This window comes from Bartonella kosoyi, assembly GCF_003606325.2.
GTDB lineage: Bacteria > Pseudomonadota > Alphaproteobacteria > Rhizobiales > Rhizobiaceae > Bartonella > Bartonella kosoyi.
Map to the genome: position 1 here is coordinate 14,487 of NZ_CP031843.2, position 17,529 is coordinate 32,015.

The 17,529-nt window shown below is 39.6% G+C and carries 18 protein-coding genes, 1 tRNA gene and 2 pseudogenes; 15 read left to right on the forward strand and 6 right to left on the reverse strand.

Annotated elements, in window-relative coordinates:
* Positions 1–381 precede the first annotated feature (381 nt).
* Positions 382–495, forward strand: a pseudogene (locus tag D1093_RS10555) (integrase); the annotation flags it as partial.
* A gap of 274 nt (positions 496–769) precedes the next feature.
* Here the strand turns inward: D1093_RS10555 and D1093_RS00075 are convergent.
* Positions 770–854, reverse strand: a tRNA-Leu gene (locus D1093_RS00075).
* 195 nt (positions 855–1,049) lie between these two features.
* Between D1093_RS00075 and D1093_RS00080 the strand changes: the two genes are divergently transcribed.
* The 4 genes from D1093_RS00080 to D1093_RS09880 all read left to right on the forward strand — a co-directional run bounded on the left by D1093_RS00080 (position 1,050) and on the right by D1093_RS09880 (position 3,574).
* Positions 1,050–1,655 (forward strand): YqaA family protein, encoded by a 606-nt coding sequence (locus tag D1093_RS00080; protein WP_120099844.1) that lies wholly within the window; start codon positions 1,050–1,052, stop codon positions 1,653–1,655.
* Between the two features lie 12 nt (positions 1,656–1,667).
* Complete coding sequence (locus D1093_RS00085; protein WP_120099845.1) at positions 1,668–2,237, forward strand: disulfide bond formation protein B; 570 nt, start codon at positions 1,668–1,670, stop codon at positions 2,235–2,237.
* Positions 2,238–2,647: 410 nt separating this feature from the next.
* Complete coding sequence (locus D1093_RS00090; RefSeq protein ID WP_120099846.1) at positions 2,648–3,181, forward strand: type II toxin-antitoxin system PemK/MazF family toxin; 534 nt, start codon at positions 2,648–2,650, stop codon at positions 3,179–3,181.
* Between the two features lie 48 nt (positions 3,182–3,229).
* A complete protein-coding gene (locus tag D1093_RS09880; RefSeq protein ID WP_167309079.1) occupies positions 3,230–3,574 on the forward strand; it encodes a hypothetical protein in 345 nt (114 codons plus the stop codon).
* Between the two features lie 296 nt (positions 3,575–3,870).
* On the opposite strand, the gene D1093_RS00100 is transcribed toward D1093_RS09880, so the two are convergent.
* Both D1093_RS00100 and D1093_RS00105 read right to left on the reverse strand, forming a co-directional pair.
* Complete coding sequence (locus D1093_RS00100) at positions 3,871–4,083, reverse strand: hypothetical protein (protein WP_120099847.1); 213 nt, start codon at positions 4,081–4,083, stop codon at positions 3,871–3,873.
* Positions 4,084–4,375: 292 nt separating this feature from the next.
* Entirely contained in the window at positions 4,376–5,017 is a 642-nt protein-coding gene (locus D1093_RS00105) for a hypothetical protein (protein WP_120099848.1), read from the reverse strand.
* A gap of 1,067 nt (positions 5,018–6,084) precedes the next feature.
* On the opposite strand from D1093_RS00105, the gene D1093_RS00110 reads away from it, so the two are divergent.
* From D1093_RS00110 to D1093_RS00120, 4 genes and pseudogenes are all read left to right on the forward strand, one after another.
* Entirely contained in the window at positions 6,085–6,909 is an 825-nt protein-coding gene (locus D1093_RS00110; RefSeq protein WP_120099849.1) for a VIT1/CCC1 transporter family protein, read from the forward strand.
* A 282-nt stretch (positions 6,910–7,191) separates the two neighbouring features.
* Positions 7,192–7,728: a dUTP diphosphatase gene (gene dut / locus D1093_RS00115; RefSeq protein WP_120099850.1), complete on the forward strand. Its 537-nt coding sequence runs from the start codon at positions 7,192–7,194 to the stop codon at positions 7,726–7,728.
* Positions 7,729–7,865: 137 nt separating this feature from the next.
* A complete protein-coding gene (locus D1093_RS09885) occupies positions 7,866–8,024 on the forward strand; it encodes a hypothetical protein (RefSeq protein ID WP_167309080.1) in 159 nt (52 codons plus the stop codon).
* 577 nt (positions 8,025–8,601) lie between these two features.
* Positions 8,602–8,943, forward strand: a pseudogene (locus D1093_RS00120) (Arm DNA-binding domain-containing protein); the annotation flags it as partial.
* A gap of 329 nt (positions 8,944–9,272) precedes the next feature.
* On the opposite strand, the gene D1093_RS00125 reads toward D1093_RS00120, so the two are convergent.
* Both D1093_RS00125 and D1093_RS00130 read right to left on the reverse strand, forming a co-directional pair.
* Entirely contained in the window at positions 9,273–9,878 is a 606-nt protein-coding gene (locus D1093_RS00125; protein ID WP_120099851.1) for a biopolymer transporter ExbD, read from the reverse strand.
* Positions 9,875–10,750, reverse strand: coding sequence for a MotA/TolQ/ExbB proton channel family protein (locus tag D1093_RS00130; RefSeq protein WP_120099852.1), 876 nt, complete (start codon positions 10,748–10,750; stop codon positions 9,875–9,877). The genes D1093_RS00125 and D1093_RS00130 overlap by 4 nt, the downstream gene beginning before the upstream one ends.
* 700 nt (positions 10,751–11,450) lie before the next feature.
* Here D1093_RS00130 and D1093_RS00135 point away from each other — a divergent pair.
* Entirely contained in the window at positions 11,451–11,789 is a 339-nt protein-coding gene (locus D1093_RS00135; RefSeq protein WP_120099853.1) for an ElaB/YgaM/YqjD family protein, read from the forward strand.
* 3 nt (positions 11,790–11,792) lie between these two features.
* On the forward strand, positions 11,793–12,245 hold the full coding sequence (locus tag D1093_RS00140; protein WP_120099854.1) for a phage holin family protein: 453 nt from the start codon (positions 11,793–11,795) through the stop codon (positions 12,243–12,245).
* Positions 12,246–12,812: 567 nt separating this feature from the next.
* Here the strand turns inward: D1093_RS00140 and D1093_RS00145 are convergent.
* Positions 12,813–13,556, reverse strand: a complete 744-nt coding sequence (locus D1093_RS00145) for a nuclease (RefSeq protein ID WP_120099855.1) — start codon at positions 13,554–13,556, stop codon at positions 12,813–12,815.
* 157 nt (positions 13,557–13,713) lie between these two features.
* Between D1093_RS00145 and D1093_RS00150 the strand changes: the two genes are divergently transcribed.
* Genes D1093_RS00150 through D1093_RS00165 form a run of 4 tightly spaced genes read left to right on the forward strand, consistent with a single transcriptional unit; the run spans position 13,714 to position 17,522 of the window.
* Complete coding sequence (locus tag D1093_RS00150; RefSeq protein ID WP_120099856.1) at positions 13,714–14,061, forward strand: TrbC/VirB2 family protein; 348 nt, start codon at positions 13,714–13,716, stop codon at positions 14,059–14,061.
* A gap of 28 nt (positions 14,062–14,089) precedes the next feature.
* Positions 14,090–14,416, forward strand: coding sequence for a VirB3 family type IV secretion system protein (locus D1093_RS00155; RefSeq protein WP_120099857.1), 327 nt, complete (start codon positions 14,090–14,092; stop codon positions 14,414–14,416).
* Positions 14,413–16,773 (forward strand): VirB4 family type IV secretion/conjugal transfer ATPase, encoded by a 2,361-nt coding sequence (locus tag D1093_RS00160; protein WP_120099858.1) that lies wholly within the window; start codon positions 14,413–14,415, stop codon positions 16,771–16,773. The genes D1093_RS00155 and D1093_RS00160 overlap by 4 nt, the downstream gene beginning before the upstream one ends.
* On the forward strand, positions 16,770–17,522 hold the full coding sequence (locus D1093_RS00165) for a TrbJ/VirB5 family protein (protein ID WP_120099859.1): 753 nt from the start codon (positions 16,770–16,772) through the stop codon (positions 17,520–17,522). The genes D1093_RS00160 and D1093_RS00165 overlap by 4 nt, the downstream gene beginning before the upstream one ends.
* Positions 17,523–17,529: the final 7 nt, after the last annotated feature.

Here is a 17,529-nt window from a genome sequence, read left to right on the forward strand (position 1 = left end):
AAAGGTTTTTTGGGACTGAAATAAAGAATAGTTGTTGCGTCAATCAGCTTCTCAGAAGAAAAATTTTTCAATTATTTTTCTGTTTTAATTGTAATTTTATGAAATACTACTTGCAGTAAAATTACCTTTAAAAGAGGTTCTACTCGACGCCAAAATACAAACTTTTATTTCTTATTAAAGATACAATCATATTGATTTATAATGATAATCTAGTGTTATTCATATTGAATGAGAATCCCGAATAACGTAAGATTCTCTCATTTCAAATCTGTTTATCTTGAAGCAAGAAAAACCACTTGGCAGCACATAACAAGCGGGATGAGTGTGTGGATCAAATTTGTTAAAGACAAGAACTAAAAAGGGTCCTTATAACCGTCTTAAGTGCCAAGGGCTGTCGCAACATTGGGGGCTGGCAAATGGTGTGATGATGCCGGCTTGCTTCTTCATAAGCGTAAAGATGGAAGTGCTCAATGGATTTTACGGTATACTCTTCATAAGATTCATAAAAAGGCATTTTTTTGTACAGTTTTACGCCACGCAAGTATATCCAGCGTGTAATGTGCAAGAGATATGATTTTGTTTGATTAACGATAAACAGACTTGAAATGAGAGCCCTCTCTCATCTTCAAGGTTGTTCATTGAACATGAAAAATGGTAAACGGTCTTTATAAAGCGCAATTTACAAATCCCACTATTTTATAAAACCTGAGAGTTCTATCATCAATGTGAGGGAGATTCTCATAGGATAAAATGGAAGTCTTTATCAAAGTGGTGCGGGTGGTCGGACTCGAACCGACACTCCTTTCGGAACCAGATTTTGAGTCTGGCGCGTCTACCAGTTCCACCACACCCGCACTTGTGTTATAAAAGACAGACTTGTCGATTATTCTTTTGCACTATATGAAGAAGCATAGATTCGTCAACAGCAGACTTCTGATTTTTTAAGAATTTCTCTCATTTTCTTCTCTGTTTGATGGAATATTTTCTTTATCGAATTGACAGCAAACTCATTTGTAAAGTTTTTACCACTTAAATTTATAAAAAGCCTCATGATATTAAACAAATTAAAGCTTTGGACGATTTCTTTAGCAAATCGGCGTACAGCACCACACTGGCTTGGTTTCATTGCCTTTATTGAAAGTTCTTTTTTTCCCATTCCCGTAGATATTTTATATATCCCCCTGCTGCTTATCCGTCAAAAGCAGGTTTATCGCTATGCTTTCATTGCAACGATCTGTTCTGTTTTAGGCGGCATTGCCGGTTGGTTTATCGGACATTTTGCTTATGGCACCCTTGCCAAACCCATTTTAGAATTTTACGGCAAAGTTGAAAGTTTTGAAGCTCTAAAAAACAATGCCACCCTACAATTTCTGATTATTTTACTGATAACATCAGGTTTTTTTCATCTTCCCCCTATCAAAATTGTCACAATTTTGGCGGGTGTGATGAGTGTCCGTCTTGAACTTTTCATTCTCATTTGTATTTTTTCCCGAGGCGCTCGTTTTTATCTTCTCGCGTGGTTGATTAAACATTTTGGACAAAAAGCAATGAATTTTCTAAGACGACATTTCAAATGGATTATCCTCGTAGGGTGTGTTAGTCTCCTTTTGGTTTATGGGATTTTTATAGCTTTTTTTAATAAGCAGCTTTTATAAGGAACAGACCCAATGGCATGTGTTTTTTCTTCCCATTCCTTTTTAAACAAACACCTTCATCTAGAACCCAGCAGAAAAGAACAAAGTTTATGGGCTTTTTTTCTGGCTTTTTGCTTATCCGCCACTGTAGGTCTCGCCCTTTGTTTTGAACATCTTGGTGGGTATCTTCCTTGCGATTTATGTCTTATCGAGCGTTTTCCCTATTACGGTGCCATCCCCTTTTTGCTCTTAGCAGGTTTTGGAGCATGGTTTTTTCGCATGTCTTCGTGGATACAACTTTTATTTTTATGTGTTTTTGTCTTAATGAGCATTAGCCTTGTTCTCGCCATTTATCATGCCGGTGTTGAATATGGCTTTTGGACAGCGCCTCTCAGTTGTGGTTCAAACACCATACGCAAAGCCTTAGACGTTAACCAACTGCTTAATCAATTAAACAATATTCACCCTCCTTCTTGTTCAGAAGCTCCCACCCGTTTTCTTTTTCTTTCATTTGCCGGTTGGAATGTGGTTGCAAGCCTCCTTTTCAGCCTTATGAGCCTCTATATTACTTCGAAAGGCATTCTCTCGAGCCACAAGACATAAACAAATCCCCCCATGCGGAACAGCATACTTTTTCTTTAAAAACCGCATAGCGTATGGATCTCCACAGCAAAAGAACGGCGCCCCGTACAAAGCATCCAGAGCACAAAAATTGCCCCTGTAACGCGTGTCCACAAACATCATCTTCTTATCATCAAACTTCTCCTTGAACATTAAAACAGATGAACCACACCTTTTGTTGTAAAATCTCCCTCTGTTTTCTTTTCATGCCTTTTCAGGTTTAATATTTTTATCAATATTCTGTTCTCCAAAAGGAGGAGAAAAACAACGAATATCCGTATTTTATTGTTTTGCTTCTCTGTACTTATCAGCAATATTTTGATAGAAGCTAGCGACAGAAAAGTGATCAGAGAATGTCAGTGAGGGGACCAATAAAGATTGAATGGTCAACCATGTCTGAGGATAAAAACACAACGCCTCCCACTCTCCCTCCCCCGCTCACTCCTGTAGAAATCTGTCATCTTGAAGCACCGCATATTGTGATGGAACATGATCATGCCGCATGGCGAGAACATGTGAAATTAGGGGATATCAATGCACCTTACACAAAGCCCCCTCATATAAAACCGCGGCTCAAATCAGCACCCCGCATTCGACAAGTTTTTTGGTGCGATTTTCCTCATGATTCGATTCTCCCTGAATTTTGGAAAAAACGTCCTGTTTTAGTGCTTTCTAAGAATGCAAAACTCTATGGCAATGTTACGGTTTTGCCCTTTTCGACAAAATCACAACCGAATAATCCTGCGGCTTATCCCCTACAATCTCCGATAGAACATAAAAAAGCATGGATTATCTGCAATTATGTAACAACCGTCTCAGTAAGCCGTCTTAGTTGCTCACATAGTGGTGCCCCAAGATTATCGGAGGAAGAATTTCATAAAGTTATTTCTCTTATGCTTAAATATTTACCGCGTTTGAACCCTTGACTTTTAAAAAAAATAAGCGTATATAGGAAAGCATATACGGCATCAGTAATGGTGGCCGCTTCCCCGAAAGGGGAGATAGGAACGGAGGAGTGGGAAACCACTCCTTTCGTCATTGAGGCGCTTGTTTTTTGTTTTAAGCGATCAGGCAAGAGTATCACCAACATCACGCAAGAGCAACGATCACAAGCTAAAAGTAAAGAGGCTTACGCATTAGCAAGGATTATAATTCTCTCTTTAGAAAACTGTTTCACAATAAACAGCCTGCAGGATGCATTCTCCTTACACGGTTACCTGTTTCCTTTAAACAAGCGTTTTAATGGTCAACTTTATTTCCAAGCCCCCCTCTTTGGTGGAATATATTTTTCTTTGCCCTCCCCCCTTGAAAGCCATTGATATTCTCCAAGTGTCATTCTTTAACGTTGACCACCATCACCATAAAACAAAAGCTTGTTCATCACTTCCATTGGTCAGAAATAAATGGACAAAAGAGACACTGAAATATCGATCATCACCTGCGCGAGCGACAGATTCTTCCAGAGTGACCATGCCCTACAGTCGTTTTTCTTTTCGCATTTTCATCATAATAAATCATAAGATATCCTTTTCGTATTATGCCATAGAGAGGGTTTTACTATGGCGCCAATTTTTCAAGAGAAATCCTTCACAAAGCGATAGAGAGCAAGGTTTCTTTATGGAGAGCGCGCAGGACGCCGTGTTTTGACCTTTTCCATCACAATGATAAATTCAAACTTTAACCAACGCGACAATACGCTCCCTCTAAACGATTTTCGCACCACCTCATCCGCCACAGGCTGCTCCAATATCGATCCATTCATCGGTATATTTCCTTGAGAATTTTTTGCGCTTTCAGTCCCCGTAAAAAAAGAAAAGATTTTGATCATGTTCAATTCCGTTATTGTGAATACGGATTGAACGATGCCCAAAAAAATCAAACAAAAATAGAGGGATAAGTTACGAAAACTATAGGGTAAATTTTGCTGCCCCAAAATGTCTATTTTTCTTCCTCTAAACAATCATTGAAACACTATAAAATATTTTATTATGTAAAAACAACTACTTATAATCTAGGGGAGAAAGGTAAAAACTTTCCCCAGAAAAGGAGATTATCTTCAAGATTATCAAACAAAGCAGCACACTTTTAGTGATCTTTTTGTTTTTTCTCTTTTGATAAAATTAATTGGCAGGTGTCTTAGGAGCCCCTCCGGTAGGTTCCCAATTAGCAATACTTGCAAGCTTCTCAATAACATCTTCTTTTAACTTACTACTTTTCTTATTGCGTAAATCATATTGATCAGCATTCTGTTGCAACCATTTTATAAGCGTGCCTTTAACAGTTTTACCACCCTCAGCCTCGTTCACCGCTTCCCAAGCCGCAACAGCTGCAGCAAGCTTTGGAGCATAGCGTGGATGCGTTGGATCTTGAAACGCATAATATTTTTTATCCTTAGTGTCACGAGAATCATCTTCAGGGAAAAAAAATGCAGGGCGCAAACCACGCGATAAAAGCCATTTTTTTAAATCTTCAACGAGAACATATGAGGAATATGTCTCTATATAATCACAAAAACTCGACCATTCTATCTTTAATTGATCGTCTTTTCCTGCCTGAACTATGGCATTATAAGCTCCCCGGAAACAAGCAGTTTTCTCTGATGATACGGAAAGGTTATCTTCGTAAATATCACCCCTTTCTGGTTCTGTTTCATCTTCAAACAGACATTTTCCTGGATTTAATCCAACTACTAAAAGCGCTGCCTGCGGTATTGTTAGTTTTTGCAAACCCAAAAACCATTCTAAACTGTCATCAATTTCCACAGAGTTCCTCTTTTTTCTGCACAACTTAATTCTTTTTTAAAAACATCAAAAACATTTGTTAATGTACAATTCAGCTCTTTCACGTTGCAACTCATGCCATACTGTAAATAAAAACACAGCCCCCACACCCCTCCTTGTGATCTACAAGAAAATGATTTTAATTGATTCAATATAACAAGTTTTGAAGTGAGAGAATCCTACTAAATTTAGGGCTTTCATGCAAGATATAAGGCGCGTTGCAAAGCGATAAATGATCCTTCATAAAGCATCAATTTTCATGCGTGATCAAACAAATATATCTCTCTCATTGATACACTCTAACCTTTAAAACCAATCCCAATCACAGCACAAAAGATAATTTGTTAGACGCAAACAAATCCACCTCAATGCTAGTATCATAAGGGGACTGGCTTACACTTAAAACGGGATACGGGATGTAAAACGATCCAATAAAAATACCGAGAATAAACGGTGCTAAAGACTGTCGCAAACATTGGGGACTAAGCAGGTGTCATGGTACCGATTTATGAAGCATCAAGAGAAGAAGACTCAATAGCGTTTGTATTATTTCATGGGGGCTTTGCCGCTCTCACCTTCTATACGCTTCACCTATACGCTTCACGGATGCCCTTGTAAAATAGGCTTTTGTTGCTTGAAAAAAGTCGTCTTTAAAGAATGATCTCAAATTTCAAAAAGTTTTTTATCGTCTTTTGAACGATCAACTAAATAATGGGGCTGACTTATTTCTTTCCATATATTCTCTTTTCTTTCCATATATTTCCGAGCCTAAATCCATTGACTCTCGTACAATAATCGGAATGCTCTATTGCAACGCTTCTTTAGCAAAATAAAGCCTATTTTCTCTCAATTTTTTCACACGAGCTCCTCACCCCTCCCCTGGATAAATCTCCTTTATTGATTGGTCAGCTTTACTTTCATGGCATCCCTAAATTCTTTTTTTCTTACTGAAACCTTTTTGCATTTTTTCAGTTTTTAACTTTTAGGTTGACTTTCAGTTTATTTTTCTTCATCTTTTAGAATTATTCTAAAGTGCAGAGGAACAGAGAATGTTGAAATCGTTTTTTTCATTTGTACAGCGTAAAGCTCTGTTCTTTCGTTCGGCACAAAGAATGCTCCTTCAAGCACTCAAAGTAAAAGAGCAACAGGCTGCGCTCTATTTAAAATATGCAAAAGCGCTAGAGCCTTATTCCTCTAAAGAAGCAGCGGTTTTTACCGCCATGGGGATTCAAGAGCTTGAAAATTATAAGCAACTTTTGTGTCTTTCTTGCCATAATCGTGCGCACACGGCGGATGGATACACGGCGGATGGATTATGTGAAAAAACTTCTTTTATAAAAAGCAAGGGGAGCCAACCCTCTCCTAAAAAAACAGCAGCAAATCACACCATAAAAAAACCCTCAAAAGCGCAAAAACAAACACTTTTGACATGGATTCAACCAGGTCTTGCCGGGTTAATGGATGGCTCTGTCTCCACCCTTGCCCCCATTTTTGCTGCCGCTTTTGCCACGGGAGAAACGCATCAAACTTTTTTGATCGGGCTTTCAGCTTCCATTGGAGCGGGACTTTCAATGGGTTTCACAGAAGCCGCCCATGATGATGGAAAATTATCAGGACGGGGTTCGCCCTTGAAAAGAGGTCTTGCCAGCGGCATTATGACAACATTAGGGGGCTTAGGTCATACACTTCCCTATTTGATCAATTCTTTTTATGTCGCAACAGTGATTGCCTGTATCATTGTTTTTTTCGAACTCGGCGCCATCGTCTGGATTCAGAACAAATACATGTCGACCCCTTTTTGGCGCGCCTCTTTACAGGTCATCATTGGAGGAGCTTTGGTTTTTGCCACAGGGATTCTTATTGGCAGTATTTAAAAACGCGCACCCCCTGTCTTTTCTGATCTCGAATATAATTGATCTCTCTCATAGCTCATCCCTTTTAACGGGCATCAAATCATTATTGGCAATCCCTTTATTAAAAAGATTCTTATGGTGCTTTGGGCTGCATACTTTAGCGTAGTATTCTGGATCAACAAAAGATCATAACCAAGCTCTGGGGACAACCTGCATCAAAAAACCTTTATCGACTTGTTTTATGGATATCTTTTGTTAAAGTATCCTTTTTTCTAGACCTCATATTTTGGAAATGCTTTGATCATGCCGCATACTGAAACCAACGCACCACTCAACAACCAAGCAAATTGTGTTTCTTCAAAATCTTCACACTCCGTGACTTTATCCGTCGAGATTCTTGCACACGGACAAGGTTTAGAACTTCCTCACTACGCGACAGCGGGTTCTGCGGGTCTTGATCTACGTGCTGCCCTTGGAGAAGAAGAAACGCTCGTCCTTTCGCCAGGGCAGCGTGCTCTTATTCCAACGGGTCTCATTTTTCATTTATCCCCAGGGCTTGAAGCGCAAATACGCCCACGCTCTGGTCTCGCTTTAAAACATGGCATCACCTGCCTCAATACCCCTGGAACCATTGATAGTGATTACCGTGGTGAAGTCAAAGTTCTTCTCATCAATTTGGGTCAGGAAGACTTTTCTATTGAACGAGGCATGCGTATTGCCCAAACCGTCATCGCCCCGGTCACAAAAGTCACTGTTTGCGCTATTGAACCAGAACAAAAACCCCAAAGCCATAACCAAAGCCGTGGAACAGGCGGTTTTGGTTCTACAGGACATACTTAAAGCAGCTCTAAAAAATCTGCTTTTAAAGCAACACAAGGCTCATTCCAACGACTCTTTCACTTCTGGCACCTCTGGTTTCCTTGATTTTTTGGGGATCTTTGGTTGTTAAAGCGTGGAAGCAGAAGTAACGCCTATTTATGCCCAAGACTCCTTCGCTAAACACGCCTCTAAAGCAGCATTCTTTTTTCTCCTATCTCTTTTCACCCTTTACAATCTCGTTACTTTATCAATTCAGCCGTCTTGCGTTTGAAACAATGAAACTTCCTTATATGGCTGGTTTTGCTAGTCTTGATTGATATACAGCCCTTGGAGAAGAAAAAACCTTAGCACTTGAGACAATGCCCTTATTCCAGCACGTCTTTCATTGATCACTTGGGGCTTTTAAAGTACACATCCTTCCATGCTTCTCACACAAACCATACCCTTCACATGCGCCTCAACACCCCTTGAAACGTTTGACGATGATGACCCAGAAGACGCATCAGCTTGATTGATGATTGATAAGAATAATACATTATCTTGTAAAATAAGAGAGCCAAATGCCATGAGATTTTCTCATGGCAAATCTGTTTGTGTCCCCATCAAAGCCAAGTCTCTTATCGGTTACAAGTCCATGACAAGCGCTACTGGCCAGTGTAAATAAAAACTGGAAAAATGCTTCTTATGACCTCATGTGCCAAAGACTGTCAAAATCTTGCACAATACATTGATTTATAATGATAATTCACTGTTTGTATTTTGAAGGAGAGTCCCAAATACCGTAAGATTCTCTCATTCCAGACCTGTTTATGTTGCAACAACCAAAACTATTTGCTTGCACGCCATAGAGTAGGATAAGCGTGTGGATAAAAACTATACAAGAAAGGACTAAAAATGGCTCTTATGAACGCTCTCAGTACTAAGGGCTTATCACAATACCCACGAGCTGGCAAAGTATGTGATAGTGCCGGCTTGCTTCTTCACACAGGTAAAAATGGTGGAGCACAATGGATTTATCGTTATACCCTTCACAAGCACCGTCGTGAAATGGGCTTAGGTGCCTTAAGAGATGTTTCTTAAAACAAGCCGGTGAATTGGCAACTGGGTGGCGCTCTGTTTTACGTGAAGATCATAGCCCTATCAAAGATAGGAGACAAACAAAAGCGTGAAGCAATACATAATCTTCATTCCTTAAAAGAGTTTGCCATGGAGGCTTTTGAGAGAAGATGCAAAGAATATAATGATACCCGCTTGCTCTTTTATGAAGCCTCAAGATGAAGTTTCCAATCAATTTTTTTAATGATTATTTTATGAGGGCATCCTTTATGGATACCGTTGCAGAAGCTTTAGATGCATTAAGATACAAACAATGACAACAGTTGTTTTATACCGCATTTCTTGCGGCAATATGATAATATTGAGAGAATTTTATAATCTGACAAGACTTAATTTTACGCTCTCCAGCGCATACGCGGTTTGATCAATCGATAACAATTCCATTATCAATTTCACTCTGTAACTTTGATGAAAGTGTTCTATTTCCTTGTTTAAAAGGCTCTTTTTTATCACGGCTCAAAAGCCATTCCAGAAGTTCCAGAAATATGAGCATTTACGGCATCGCTCATTGTTGCCGCTTCCTGCCCCACTACGTTAGCACCCGCTCCCTCAAGAGTACCGTCTGCCACAACAGGTCCATTTTTCGTATCGGCTGTTTTATGATTTCCCCTACCTCTTGCAGCAAGATTGGGAGAATTTTGTAATCCGACAAGACCAATTTTATGATATCCAGCCATGCGTATTTTGTTTAATAAATCGATGACAATGCCATAATCAATTTCACTATCTGCTTTGATTAAAATTTTTGTTTCCAAATTTTGTTTGGTTTCTCTTAACAAAGTTTCTCTCAAGGCTGCTTGTTCTATAAGATGATCGCCAATGTAAAGAGAATGATCTTTTTGCAAAGTGACATAAAGGGGCTCATCAGGTTGAACCACTGAAGGCGCTTGAGTGATCGAAGGAAGCTGAACAGGAATGACAGATGTTGCCAAGGGAGCAGCAACCATAAAAACAATCAGCAACACCAACACAACATCAATAAAAGGGGTCACATTAATTTCGCTGTACAACCCACTCTCATCGAGATCAAAATCATCATTAAAGCTTGCTTTCATTTTTTATGACTTTTCTGTTGTTTTTGTCGATCAAGTTCACGACTCAAGAGCCTTTCAAGAGCAGCAGCGATATCCCCTAAATCACTACGATACCCATTCAAAGCACGCATAAGACTATTATACATAACCACGGCGGGAATAGCTACAAAAAGCCCCATAGCCGTTGCAAATAAGGCTTCAGCAATTCCAGGAGCAACCACATCAAGCCGCGTTGTTTGCGATTGCGCAATCCCAATAAAAGAATTCATAATTCCCCAAACCGTTGCAAAAAGCCCCACAAAGGGCGCAAGTGCCCCAATAGTTGCAAGAACAGCGCTTCCACAGGCAACACGTCGTGTCGCAGCCAGCAAGCAGCGCGATAAAATCGAATGAACCCTTTCCTTTAAACCCTCATGAACATCGCGGACATAACCATCACGAGAAACATTTCCATATTGATCATTTTCCTCATAAAAGAGAATATCTTCAAGCGTTTGTGCACTTTTCTTTGGATTTGTTCTCTCAGCAGAGCTTTCATTTGTTCCTTCAGGAGCAACAAAATGAACCTCTTGTGTCGAAAGATAGACCTCTTTAAGCACTTCTTTGAGAAAAAACACCCCTGTCCCTTTGCTTTCTTTTAAGCTCGCCGCCAAACGCGTGAGAGTCTGAGCGTTTAGAACCAATCGGAGTTCATGACGCACGCGTCGTTTTGCCACAGTGATCTCAATAATTTTCACAAAAGCAATTGTCCAAGATATCAAAGAAGCAAGCAACAAAAGAACGATAACAGCTTTCACCACCCAATCAGCAGCCATAAACATAGAAAAAGGTGAAAAATCATGCCCTGCCAATACAGCAGAACTACTCTCTAAAGGGACTGTTTCAGATTCCATTTCTGTCTCACAACTCTCGTGGTCTTAATCTTCCATTATACGCTGAATCGCCATTCTGCAGAGCTCCCCTGTTCCACACCGCCACTTCAACATCACTTCCACATTCCTCTTAAGAAAGAAAACTTGATAAATCAAGTATAGTTTTATTCCCTAAACACTCTCTTATTCTAAAGAAATCATTCAAGAAATTTTTTTATAACCCTTCAAAAGTTTACCTTACTTCAATCACTTTACTGTATAAATTTGGCAAAATGATAGACTGATCAGAAATCTCCCGTATAATATCTCAATTGATAAAAATAACGCATCATCTTTCTACTTGCAACATATTGATTTATAATAATAATTTATCACAATTATTGCTGAACAAGCCTTTCAGACGCAAGCTTTTCTCATTTCAACCGCTCTTGAATAAAGAGAACAAAACATCTGCCAGCAAGAGATAATTTATACGGGATAAACAACACAGATTTTTCTCTTAAAGAAAAAGATCTTTAACCTTTTAAAAGAAACAGCCCCCCAAAAGAGAAAGAATGGTGCTGAATACCTTGAAAGGCATAAAACAATTTTAAATTGCACAAAAAGACAAGGAACTAAAAAACACTTTTGGCGTTATTTCGGCAGTAAAAATTTTCACTCCAATGCAAATGATTACGATGAACACAGCAAACACCACTATACAAGAGAGGGACAGAACATCATGAACAAGAACAAAACAACACAAAACAATAAAACCGCAGCAGAAAAAGACCTACAAAACGAGCTCCAGGGACAATTAGAAACGTTACGTCATGAAATTTCAGGGATGACCTCCACACTGACAGATCTTGGTGCTAAAAAATTCAATGCAGCCAAAAACAAAGCGGAAAAACTGTATCACTCAGCAAAAGAAAGTAGTGAAGACCTCATGTCTCAAGCAAAAGACAAAATCAGTGATCTTGAACAAACCATGAATCAATGCGTTCGTAAAAATCCTGGCAAAAGCGTTTTGTTTGCAGCAGGCGTTGGTTTTATTCTTTCTCAGTTACTGCGTCGTTAAGCAATGCATAAGTTTATCGCTCCTCTTTTAAACCATCTTGTCGGTGGAGGACTAAAAAGCACGGTTAAGCAAGTGCGCCTTCAAGCCATTTGCTGTGGGTTTATTGGCGTTTCATTATTCATGGCTTTGCTTTTTTTATGTATGATTGGTTTTCTTGGGTTATGTACTGTTATGAAGCCTCTTTTTGCCGCCAGTATCATGTTTTTAATTTGGCTTTTTCTTGCCGGATTAGCACTTATGATCAACAGGATTCTGAAGGTTTATCAACGCTATGACCAACAAAAAAAGACCGAAGAACAACGCCACAAACTGATGACAGATGCAACTGTTTCCAGCCTTGCTGTTCTCAGTCAACATCTCCCTTTTGCCAAATTGGGCGTCCCCATTCTGGGACTAGCAACGTATTTTCTGTGGAAAAAAGATAAAAAAGACCGCTTTTCAGATGAAAATATGTAACACTGTCATTCTAATCCCCCCCCGGGTGTTTTCTTTCCTTTGAGAGAGAAAACACCCTTTTGTTTTCCAAGTCTTTTTAGCGTCTTCAAGCTTTTGAGAAGAAATTCCCTTCATTTTAGCTCAAAATTCCATAGATCTGATTAAATCCCTTTCGCATTGCACACCCTATTTTTCAAACATAGCAACATGAGGCAATGCTTGCGTTAAAAATTCTGGTTTGTTTTGCAATTGGTTGTTTTTTGAAAAAGGTCTGTTTTTGCCTTTCTCTACACACTTTCATCAGCCCTTTTACCGCGACCGAAGCGAAGAGCCTCTCATTTAAAAAAAAGCGAAAATGAGGCATAAGAAGGGAACGTGCTCCCATATAGCACTGTAGTGAGTAACCTATACATGTAAGCGAGCTTTAAACACAACAATTTTCCAAACACAATAATTTTCCATGACGAGAGTTGTCCACCAAAACCTATGGGGCTTGTGGTCAACTTTTACCTGATCAGGCTCGTTGTGGAATATTGTCTTCATTTTTAAACAGCACCGAAGAAGGCGTTTTATCCGTTATGGTCAATATCAATTATGATCAATGGGATTATAACTCCCATGATCTCTTCGCCAATCTTCTGGTTGTTGAAATTGGCTTGACCACAAGCCATTTTTTTCTTTTTGAGCGGTCAATTGTAAATTTTTATAGTCTGCGGGCGATGGAAAATTATGCTGATCTTTTGTCAAAACCATCAATCCTTCTGCAAGGCCTAAGCGTGCAAGATCAACGCCATCCACAAAACATTGCGCATAATGAACTTGTTTCATAACACGGGCTTGCCGACAGGTAACATTTTTATCGATTGTTTTTGAGACAAGCCACGCCGTAACAAAAGCCCCACAGGGCCACTTAACACCATTGCGTGAGGCAAATTGGCGCACTTCGCAGGTTTCCACACCATAGAGGCGGATATCACGGACGATTCTCTTTCTCCACCCCTCATCGACAAGTGTGATCATTTTAAAGGTCACACCACTTGTTACCTGTATAGCACCGGAATACACGGGGACATTTTCTTCATAAAATTGTGATGACAATGGTTCTGGATGCAATACCACATTTTGTTGGTTTACGTCTTGTTGGTTTGCATAATCTATTAATTGTGACTTTGGATTTTGAACGGATTTTTCTATTGTCTTTTCTGATCCTTTTAAAGAAAAAGTTTGAACAATCTGTTCATTATTTTCACTCAAATAAAAGTATCCCAAAACAATAAGACAAATTAAGACAATATATTTAAACACGGATCGAAAATTTTTAAAAAGTATCATTTTGAATATTAATGTATTTTATTGTTCATTAACTGAGAAAATATTAAATATTGTTAATTTATCTGTAGAAAAAGTAATTTTTTTCATTTATATGATGTTTGATTAATATTAAATATTAATTTTATGATCAACTTAAACATAAAGCGGGGGAATTTTCATGAAAAACATGAATAATTCGTTCAGTCATGAACGTACCTTAAAAAACATTACTTTATCCAATACACAAAAGAAATGGCTAACCACAGCATTGATGCTTTTTATTGCTTTCCTTGCACTCAGTGAGCCAGCATTTGCAGAAGGCTTCGGAAAAATTGACGATGCACTTCAAAAAATAGTAAAAGCTTTAACAGGACCTATTGCCACATCAATTGCCACCATTGCGGTTGCTGGTGTTGGGCTTGCATGGATAGCTGGTTATGTTGAAATGCGTAAAGCATTTTTTGTTTGTGTTGGCATTGGCATTGTTATGGGTGCATCGCAAATCGTATCAATGCTTAAAGCTTAATTAACGTGCTCTAGCATTTTCAAAAATCATGAAAGAGCATGAGAAGCTAACGGAGGATACGTTGTTTCTTGCTTGCACGCGCCCTGCAATGATTGCAGGCGTGACGGTGGAGGCTATGGGATTAAATGCGATAGGATCGATGATATTGTTTATTATGGCAGGCAATATTTTTCTTTTAACCATTGGTGTTGCCATCCATTTCATATTCAAGGAAATCCTAAAACATGACCATAACAAATTTCGTATTCTTCTAACATGGCAAAAGACAACTATTTTTTCCAGAAATTCTAGTCTATGGGGTGGAGGAAGTATTTCTCCATTACGATTAATTCGTAATTATGAGGAATTAAAATGAAAACAGCAGAGCGCAAGCGTGAAAAGCAGCCAGAGGCGATCATTCCTTACGTGCGCCATGTAAACAAGCACATCATTGCACTGGATTCACGCGCGCTCATGATGGTTGTTAAACTTGAAGGGATTAACTTTGAGACAGCGGATATTATTGATCTGAACGTGCTTCACGAACAGCTGAATAATCTGTTTAAAAACATTGCGGATGAACGGATAGCGCTTTATAGCCATATTATCAGGAAGCGTGAAACAGTTTATCCGGATGGCACTTTCAGATCAGCATTTGCGAAGCAATTAGATGATAAATACCGCGAACGGATGATCTCTCAAGAGCTTTATCGCAATGAACTCTATCTTTCAATTTTGTGGAATCCTCACGTTGATAAAACGGATAAATTAGCGGAATTTTTCAAACGTTTAGGCAAAGCCAAGCAAGAAAAGACGGAAGTTGATGAAGAATCGATTCGCAAGCTTGAAGATATTACGACAGATGTCATTCAAAATTTAGAGCGTTATGGCGCAAGAAGATTGAGTCTTTATGAACATGAAGGCAATATTTATTCGCAGCAAAGTGAGTTTATCCACCAATTGGTGGGGGGGCGTCGTGAACGCATACCGTTGACATGGGGGACGATAGCTTCGACGGTTTACTCAGATCGTCTTATTTTTGGAAAAGAAGTCATAGAAATACGCACTGAAGCGGGACAGCGATTTGCGGGTATGTTTGGTTGGAAAGAATATCCAGCAAAAACGAGAGTTGGCATGGCGGATGGTCTTTTAACGCTTCCTTTTGAGTTTATTTTTACGCAATCTTTTGTTTTCAAGAGCAAAAATGTTGCCAAGCAGATTATGGGTCGCAAACAGAATCAAATGGTCAATGCGGGCGACCGTGCGGGCTCACAAATCATGGAGCTAGATGATGCGCTTGATGATCTTGAATCGAATCGTTTTGTTTTAGGGGAGCATCATTTATCGTTAGCGGTTTTTGCCGACGAGCCACAAGAGTTAGCGGATAATCTTGCCAAAGCGCGTTCTCGTCTTACCGATGGTGGCGCTGTGATAGCGCGGGAAGATTTAGGGTTAGCGGCGGCTTGGTGGGCACAATTGCCTGGCAATTATGCGTATCGCACGCGTTCTGGTGCGATAACAAGCCGCAATTATGCAGCGCTTTCTCCATTTCATTCTTTTCCGGTTGGCAAAATAGATGGCAATGTATGGGGACCCGCGGTAGCTTTGATGAAGACTTCAGCTGGTTCACCATTTTATTTTAACTTTCACTTTGGTGATTTAGGCAATACCTTTGTCTGTGGTCCCTCTGGTTCTGGTAAAACGGTTATTGTTAATTTTTTACTAGCACAACTTCAAAAGCATGATCCCAATATGGTCTTTTTTGATAAGGATCGTGGAGCAGAGCTTTTTGTCAGAGCGGGTGGCGGCACCTATATGCCTTTGAAAAATGGGAAACCCACAGGCATAGCACCGCTAAAAGGCTTAGACTATAACAATCCAGCAGATAGAGTCTTTTTGCGACAATGGATTATCAAGCTTGTTTCTGCTGAGGGTCAAAAGATTAGTGAATCGGAAAGACAAGATATCACGGCAGCTGTTGACCAGCTTGCTCTATTGCCAAAAGAACAACGGACGATATCCGCCTTACAAATGTTTTTTGACACCACGCATAGAGAAGGAATAGCGGGACGATTAGAGCGATGGTGTAAAGGCAATGCTTTAGGGTGGGTTTTTGACAATCCGGATGATGACATAGGGATTGATGCCAAATTTATTGGTTATGATATGACGGATTTTTTGGACAATGATGAAATTCGTCCACCATTAATGATGTATTTATTTCATAGGATTCTGTCTCTGATTGACGGGCGTCGTATTATCATTGTCATTGATGAGTTTTGGAAAGCGCTAGAGGATGATTCCTTTAAAGCCTTTGCGCAAGACAGACTAAAGACCATTCGTAAACAGAATGGTTTGATGTTGTTTGCCACGCAATCACCCAAAGATGCGATTAATTCGACGATAGCGCACACCATTATAGAGCAATGTCCCACTCAGATTTATTTTCCCAATCAAAAGGGCAACCACTCGGACTATGTAGAGGGTTTTAAATTATCAGACCGAGAGTTTAACCTAATACAAGCAGAATTAAGCCGGGAGTCACGGCGTTTTCTCATCAAGCAGGGGCAAAGTTCTGTTGTAGCAGAACTGAATTTACGGGGCTTTGATGATGAAATAGCCATTTTAAGTGGCACCACCAAGAATATTGAACTTTTAGAGACCATTATGGAAGAAGTTGGCAAATCTCCAGAAAAATGGCTCCCCATTTTCCAAGAAAGGTCAAAACAATGAAAAAACTTTTATTGGCAACAGCGCTTTGCGCAATTTCTTTAGGCTTAAAAACAAATGCTTTTGCAACTATGCCTACATTCGATCTAAAATCTTATCTGCAAGGAGGGAAACAACTTAACAAATTGCAAAAACAAATTGAACAAGGCACAAAACAACTTGAGCAATTAAAGAGCCAACTAGATCAAATGAAACAATTATATAGCTCTTTAAATGCCAAACCTGACATTTCGGGATTGAAAGAAATGTTCAACCAGCAAGGGAGCAGTGGCGCACTTCCTTCTGACTTTAATAACTTTCAACGATCGATGGGCAGCGGTGGCGGTGGCGGTGGCGGGAGCAGCAGCAAAAACGCACAAAAATGGCAAGAAGAGCTTAAATACAAAGAGCCCTCAGGCGGAGCAGGATCAAAAGAGGCGGTAGATGCTTTTTACGCAGAGGAAGTAAAAAGAGCTGAACAGCGCGTAGTAGGACAAGCCTCAAAAGGCCAAGATGTCTACGAAGAAGCCAGTGAAACACAAAAAAAGATTAACAAGCTTCTCGATGAACTTGGAAGTACTGAAGAGGCTGGAAAAATTCAAGGCATTCAAGCAAAACTAGAAGCAATACAAGCAAACCTTCAAACAAAAGTTCTCCAAATGCAAGCCGCCGCGATGATTCAACAAGCAGAAGAAAAAGCGGCAGAAAGACGTGCCTACGAAGAATTTGCAGCGCGATACGCAGATTATGCAAAAAAACTGCGTGGTCAATAAAGGATAA

Excerpts from the sequence above, each read along its gene's own strand:
- D1093_RS00080 (WP_120099844.1), top strand. The coding sequence starts at position 1,050 with ATGATATTAAACAAATTAAAGCTTTGGACGATTTCTTTAGCAAATCGG.
- D1093_RS00085 (WP_120099845.1), top strand. The coding sequence starts at position 1,668 with ATGGCATGTGTTTTTTCTTCCCATTCCTTTTTAAACAAACACCTTCAT.
- D1093_RS00090 (WP_120099846.1), top strand. The coding sequence starts at position 2,648 with ATGTCTGAGGATAAAAACACAACGCCTCCCACTCTCCCTCCCCCGCTC.
- D1093_RS09880 (WP_167309079.1), top strand. The coding sequence starts at position 3,230 with ATGGTGGCCGCTTCCCCGAAAGGGGAGATAGGAACGGAGGAGTGGGAA.
- D1093_RS00100 (WP_120099847.1), bottom strand. The coding sequence starts at position 4,083 with ATGATCAAAATCTTTTCTTTTTTTACGGGGACTGAAAGCGCAAAAAAT.
- D1093_RS00110 (WP_120099849.1), top strand. The coding sequence starts at position 6,085 with ATGTTGAAATCGTTTTTTTCATTTGTACAGCGTAAAGCTCTGTTCTTT.
- dut (WP_120099850.1), top strand. The coding sequence starts at position 7,192 with ATGCCGCATACTGAAACCAACGCACCACTCAACAACCAAGCAAATTGT.
- D1093_RS09885 (WP_167309080.1), top strand. The coding sequence starts at position 7,866 with ATGCCCAAGACTCCTTCGCTAAACACGCCTCTAAAGCAGCATTCTTTT.
- D1093_RS00125 (WP_120099851.1), bottom strand. The coding sequence starts at position 9,878 with ATGAAAGCAAGCTTTAATGATGATTTTGATCTCGATGAGAGTGGGTTG.
- D1093_RS00130 (WP_120099852.1), bottom strand. The coding sequence starts at position 10,750 with ATGGAATCTGAAACAGTCCCTTTAGAGAGTAGTTCTGCTGTATTGGCA.
- D1093_RS00135 (WP_120099853.1), top strand. The coding sequence starts at position 11,451 with ATGAACAAGAACAAAACAACACAAAACAATAAAACCGCAGCAGAAAAA.
- D1093_RS00140 (WP_120099854.1), top strand. The coding sequence starts at position 11,793 with ATGCATAAGTTTATCGCTCCTCTTTTAAACCATCTTGTCGGTGGAGGA.
- D1093_RS00145 (WP_120099855.1), bottom strand. The coding sequence starts at position 13,556 with ATGATACTTTTTAAAAATTTTCGATCCGTGTTTAAATATATTGTCTTA.
- D1093_RS00150 (WP_120099856.1), top strand. The coding sequence starts at position 13,714 with ATGAAAAACATGAATAATTCGTTCAGTCATGAACGTACCTTAAAAAAC.
- D1093_RS00155 (WP_120099857.1), top strand. The coding sequence starts at position 14,090 with ATGAAAGAGCATGAGAAGCTAACGGAGGATACGTTGTTTCTTGCTTGC.
- D1093_RS00160 (WP_120099858.1), top strand. The coding sequence starts at position 14,413 with ATGAAAACAGCAGAGCGCAAGCGTGAAAAGCAGCCAGAGGCGATCATT.
- D1093_RS00165 (WP_120099859.1), top strand. The coding sequence starts at position 16,770 with ATGAAAAAACTTTTATTGGCAACAGCGCTTTGCGCAATTTCTTTAGGC.